6 protein-coding genes are annotated in these 5,572 nt (G+C 43.0%); 4 read left to right on the top strand and 2 right to left on the bottom strand.

All coding sequences use genetic code 11. From position 1 onward, the window contains the following. Positions 1-18 precede the first annotated feature (18 nt). Positions 19-573, top strand: coding sequence for a cupin domain-containing protein (locus tag HWQ37_RS32730; RefSeq protein ID WP_292755297.1), 555 nt, complete (start codon positions 19-21; stop codon positions 571-573). Further along, positions 548-694 (top strand): DUF4351 domain-containing protein, encoded by a 147-nt coding sequence (locus HWQ37_RS32725; protein ID WP_292755296.1) that lies wholly within the window; start codon positions 548-550, stop codon positions 692-694. The genes HWQ37_RS32730 and HWQ37_RS32725 overlap by 26 nt, the downstream gene beginning before the upstream one ends. 11 nt (positions 695-705) lie before the next feature. Here the strand turns inward: HWQ37_RS32725 and HWQ37_RS32720 are convergent, their stop codons facing one another. Beyond that, the gene (locus HWQ37_RS32720; protein WP_292755295.1) at positions 706-1,503 is read right to left on the bottom strand and encodes a hypothetical protein; all 798 of its coding nucleotides are present in this window, start codon (positions 1,501-1,503) and stop codon (positions 706-708) included. A gap of 254 nt (positions 1,504-1,757) precedes the next feature. Between HWQ37_RS32720 and HWQ37_RS32715 the strand changes: the two genes are divergently transcribed. Next, a complete protein-coding gene (locus tag HWQ37_RS32715; protein ID WP_292755294.1) occupies positions 1,758-2,204 on the top strand; it encodes a TOBE domain-containing protein in 447 nt (148 codons plus the stop codon). A gap of 254 nt (positions 2,205-2,458) precedes the next feature. Here HWQ37_RS32715 and shc read toward each other — a convergent pair whose 3' ends face one another. After that, on the bottom strand, positions 2,459-4,375 hold the full coding sequence (gene shc / locus HWQ37_RS32710; RefSeq protein WP_292755292.1) for a squalene--hopene cyclase: 1,917 nt from the start codon (positions 4,373-4,375) through the stop codon (positions 2,459-2,461). Between the two features lie 115 nt (positions 4,376-4,490). Here shc and HWQ37_RS32705 point away from each other — a divergent pair. Continuing rightward, positions 4,491-5,572 (top strand): glycosyltransferase (locus HWQ37_RS32705; protein WP_292755290.1); only part of this gene is annotated, 1,082 nt, incomplete at its 3' end.

Raw genomic sequence — 5,572 nt, 5'->3', positions numbered from 1 at the left:
TTAATTAGTCTTTTTGTCATGGCTAACCTACTACTTGACGATGGTACGATTGAGAGCGATCTAGGCGAAATAATTCGTGAACTTGCGCCTCTTGGCATTCAACTCAGACACTACGACCCTGGAACATCGCTACTCTTCCCCAATCTGTTAGACCAGGACGTTTTAACTGAGGCTGAAAAACGTTATTGTGTAGAACTCCATAACAGCGTCTTTGAATTTCTTCAGCAAGAAAATGGCGCTCTTTGGTGTGACTTACTCAATGTACATCCAGGTTCCTTCAATCTTCACCATCTGATAGCAACCTACGGGCGTTACCATACTCATCCTGCGGCTGAACCTCTCTACGTATTAGCAGGAGAAATAATCTATGGCTTCGTGCGTCCTGATGGCAGCCAGGTAAAGCTTTTAGTTCAGGCACAAGACTATCTCTACATCCCTGCTGGCGTTGAGCATTGGTGCAGCCCAACTGCATCGTTGAATTTCAAGGCAGTACGCTATTTTGCAATAGCAGAGAGTTGGGTTCCCAATTATACAGGTACTCAAGTTAGTGATTCGCTCAACAAGCCACTTTAAGACTCAATCAGAACCGCAGATTGAAGCATTATCTCTCACTCAATTAGAGGATTTAAGTGAGGCGCTATTAGATTTCTCGACAGCAGCAGACTTGACAAAATGGTTAAATAATGTTATGTAAAGCTGAAAAATTCACTCAACTTCCTCACAGTGAATTAATAGCTTTTCCATCGCTTCTGCTAGAGAAATCAACTCTGTCCAAGAGGAACCACTAACTAAATTTTGGGCGTGAGCTAATCGGTTTCGCAACTGTTCAGCAGACTTGAGGAAGCGTTCACCAAACCGTTTTGATTTTAGTCCTAATTGCTGGAGAAGTTCTGGTTGATTTAAAATCAACTCTCGTTTATCACAGAATTGCAGATAATCTAATAAATCGGTGGCTTCGTTTCTTTCTTGACTCTCTCGCCATAGCCGTTGAGCAACTTCTAAACGCTCAGGTTTAAGGACTTTTTGCCAAGAATTTTGGGGATAGTAAATTCGCACCAGCCGCAGTAAATTCATTTCTAGCAGCGTTACTAAGCCGAACAGTAACATTCGCACGGGTGCTTTTTGTAAATCACCACAGGTAACAATACCACTTACCTGATTGCAATCTAAGACAAATAATCGTGGAGTTTGTTGCAAAATTGGTAGCAACTTAATCAGTGGGGTAGAAATAGCAATTAGTTCTTTGGGATGAAACACCCGTTGATAGTCGCTACATTTGCCTTCTTTAGCTGGAATCAAACTAGAGCGTTCTACATAACCGCTAATAATATCTCCCGTCTCAACGCCGATAACATCAAAATTCTGTGCTTGCATCCAATGCAGCACTTCTTTCGCCTCCGCATCAGCTGGCATAGCTTTCAGGGGTTCTGCCACGTATTCAATAGTGATATTGTTCTCAAATAAACTTCGCAGGTCTTGAGAACGCGATTTTAGGTGTTTCATCCCCCGGCTGTGAACTCACGTTATACCATCTTAGTTGGTAATAATTTAGTGATGATTTAGAAAATTTCAAGTAACAAAATATTTCGCATCTAGAAAAAAATAAATATATATGTAGTTAACTATATGAGATTAGTTAATTAATTTGCGATAAAAATGCCGAAAATCCTGACAAAAAAAATGTTATTACTAAAACGACGTATCGAATTGATACTTGGTAGAATTTTACCAAGATAACCAAAATTGATAATATTATTATGCCAAGAAAAGAACAAGGATGGGTTACATTTCAAACTTCAGAAGACGAGCGGAAGATTCTAGAGGAGTTTTGCGAACAGTCTCAACGCACCAAGACTGAGATTCTGCGGGAACTCGTGCGTAGTCTCACTCAGCAAAGCTTGGCATCAATATCACCACCAACTCAGCAAGAAAAAGAGGAAGATATCTACTACACTCACAAGCCTGACATAGAAAGTAGTATTCAAAAGAAATCACTAAAAGTTAGCTCTCGCAATATTCTTAAAGGTGTAGTTAAACGAGTTATTTATGGAGCAGTGAATAGTGAGGTTACTCTGGAGATTGTTCACAAAGTACAATTAACTTCGATTATCACCAGAGCTTCCGCAGAAGAGTTGGAATTATCTGAGGGAAAAGAAGCTTATGCAGTTATTAAATCTAACGATATTGTCATTGCTAGGGAATAGAAATACATTGATTTTAGGCATTAGAGGATGTTTGAAAAGTATTGGGCGATTAGAAATCGCTGCTACACAAACAAAGTCCACCTTTCCTGCGGAACGCTACGCGAACGTGGACTAATACAAAATCAAGGGTTTCTTTCTATGAGAATAAGGAAAGCCTCATCAAGCTAGGTTTTTAAGACTTGTGTGTACACCTTAGCCCCGATCGAGGGCAGGGTTCGGGAGGTAGAGCAAATGCATATAAATTACAATTACTCTTAACCTTTTTGGATCGCTGCTTGATAACGACCTAGTGCAATTAAAGGAAAGTATTGTTGATAGAGATGATACTTAAGATAAAAATGGCAAGGAAATCCAGTACCTGTAAAGTCGGCCTCAAACCAAGTACCATCGGGCTGTTGAGTTACCACCAAATAGCCAATTCCCCGCTCGATCGCATCAAGAGCTAATTTACCAGTAGCTTCACCTGCTGCTATTAAGCCTATTATTGCCCAAGCAGTTTGAGATGCAGTACTATTTCCTTTTCCTTTAAGACTGGGATCGTCGTAGCTGCGGCAAGTCTCACCCCAACCACCATCTGAGTTTTGACATCCAATTAACCAAGCTGCTCCCCGTTCTATACTGAGTTTATGCTTTTGAGGATCGATTAACGCCAAGGCTGACAAAACGCTACTGGTGCCGTAGATATAATTTACACCCCAACGACCAAACCAACAGCCTTCGGTTTCTTGTTCGCGCAAAAGATAAGTTAGCGATCGCTCTAAATTATCACTATCAATTGCCAAATCACAAGCACCCAGCATTTCTACAACTCTCGCCGTAACATCTGCGGTGTTTGGATCGATCATGGCTTTCAAATCGCCATAAGGAATCGAGTTGAGCCAATCTTGATCGTTATCCAAATCAAAAGCAGCCCACCCACCTGGTTTACATTGCATAGATGCAATCCAGTTTAACCCACGAGCGATCGCAGCCTGTTTGATTTTTTCATTCGGGAGTTTCGCCAAATGTAGAGCCATCACCACCACCGCCGAGTCATCTACGTCGGGATAAAAGCGATTCTCAAACTCAAACGCCCAAGCCCCTGGTTTTCCTTGACGATTTTTGACCGCCCAATCTCCGTAATCTAAAATTTGTTTTTGCAACAACCATTCTCCAGCCTTTACGACGGCGGGATGATCTGGTGCAAAACCAGATTCTATTAACGCACGCATCACCCAAGCTGTATCCCAAACGGGTGAAATACAAGGCTGTACCCGATAGCTATTCTCGGTTTCAATGACAAAGTTATCAATTGCTTGCAAACCTCGTTCCACAATGGGATCGTTTCGGTCATAATCCAGACACCGCAAAGCTAGCATTGAATTCAGCATTGCCGGAATAATGCCACCCCAGTCGCCTGTAGCTTCTTGGCGTTCTAAAATCCACTTTTCGGCGGCTTTGATACCTTCTTCACGAAAGGGTACTAAATTCAGACTTTCTGCTAACTTGAAACCCCGATCGAGGGTGAGGAATAAATCAGTCCAATCACCACTTTGGGGTAATTCCCACCGGACTCGATCGACACCTTCGGCATATAGCTCATCTAGGTTGATAGTTGGGTTGGTGATAAAAACAGGTTTGCGATCGCATACAATCAACAACGGTACTGTGCTGGAACGTGCCCAGCTAGACATCTCGTAAATATTCACCGGGAAAGCATTTGGCAACAACATCACCCAAGCTGGTAGTGAGGGAATACCCCGCCAGTTGTAGCAGCCAATCAAGGCTAGGTGTAACTTGGTAAAAATCCGAGTTTTGCTGATTCCACCCCGTTGGAGAATAAAAGCTTTTGCCCGAATCATGTCGGGATCGGTTGCTGGTACACCTAGCAGCCTGAGCGCCATGTAAGCTTCAACCGAGGTGCTAACTTCTCCACCATCACCATAGTAAAGTTCCCAACCGCCATGCTGCCGTTGCTCTTGACGCAAATATGCTGCAACTTTGTGCAAAGGTCTAGTTTGGTCTGTTCCCCAAATTTTATGCAAAAGGACAACTTCAGCAGTGATGGTGACATTAGATTCTAACTCTGCCCACCAGTAACCTGCCGGATTTTGAATCGAAAGCAGATATTCTTGGCTAGCTGCGATCGCATTTGCGACTTGATTGACTTTTACCCTGTCTTGTGTTTGCATCAAATCCTATTTAACCTCAACACCCACTCATAAACACGGCACTACAGTAAAAAAATTTTTACTCTATTAGTAGACATAGTATTCTGTCTGAGTTACTGAGAATTTGCAATAGGTCATGGATGTAATTGTATTAGGATTGATGCTCTTATCCTTGACAATTTGGTTAGGATTACTGTGTTTTTGGGGACAATTTTGGCGAACAGACCAGCAATTAGAGGTTACAGAAACTCAGCTAAAATCGTTACCTGTGGTTTGTGTCGTGGTTCCAGCCCGTAATGAAGCTGAGTTAATACCAACTAGTTTGCGATCGCTCCTACTCCAAGATTACCCTGGTTCTTTTAACGTGTTTTTAGTAGACGATCGCAGCACAGACCGGACAGCAAATTTTGCCGAAGGGGTTGCACACGCTGTCGGTAAACCCCAGCAATTGCATATTATCACGGGCGAGTCACTGCCCCCTGGTTGGTCGGGGAAACTTTGGGCAGTTGAGCAAGGTATAAAGAGCGCAAGTTTATTCGCACCTGACTATTTTTTACTGACTGACGCAGATATCGAACACGATGCTGGTAATCTTCGCCGACTTGTTGCGAAAGCTGTGCAGGAAGATTTAGATATGGTTTCTGTAATGGTACGACTCAGGTGTGAAAGCTTTTGGGAAAAACTTTTGATTCCAGCTTTCGTTTTTTTCTTCCAAAAACTCTATCCTTTTCGCTGGGTGAATAATCCCAACAATCCCATCGCAGGAGCCGCCGGTGGATCTATTCTGATCGCCCGTGAAGCTTTAGAGCGAATCGGGGGTATTCAAGTGATTCGCCAAGCTTTAATTGACGATTGTGCCCTAGCTCAGGCTGTTAAAAGTAGTGGGGGAGTGGTGGGGGATAAGGGGACAAGCCCAATGCCCAATCAAGGGCGTATCTGGCTAGGATTGAGTACCTTGACTCGCAGTTTGCGTCCCTATGACTCGCTGGCGACGATTTGGGATATGGTTGCTCGTACCGCCTATACTCAACTGAATTATTCGCCATTACTACTATTGGGGACTTTGGTGGGAATGCCTCTGATTTATCTAGTTCCACTGATGGGTGTGATTTTGGGTTTAGTTTGGGGTAATTGGGCGATCGCATTTACAGGTTTATTCGCATGGTTGTTAATGACTTTTGCTTACTACCCAACGATCCGCTTTTATAAATGTTCTCC

It is taken from the genome of Nostoc sp. NMS4, from assembly GCF_017115095.1.
Classification (GTDB): domain Bacteria; phylum Cyanobacteriota; class Cyanobacteriia; order Cyanobacteriales; family Nostocaceae; genus Nostoc.
This window is presented reverse-complemented; position numbering and strand designations above follow the sequence as displayed.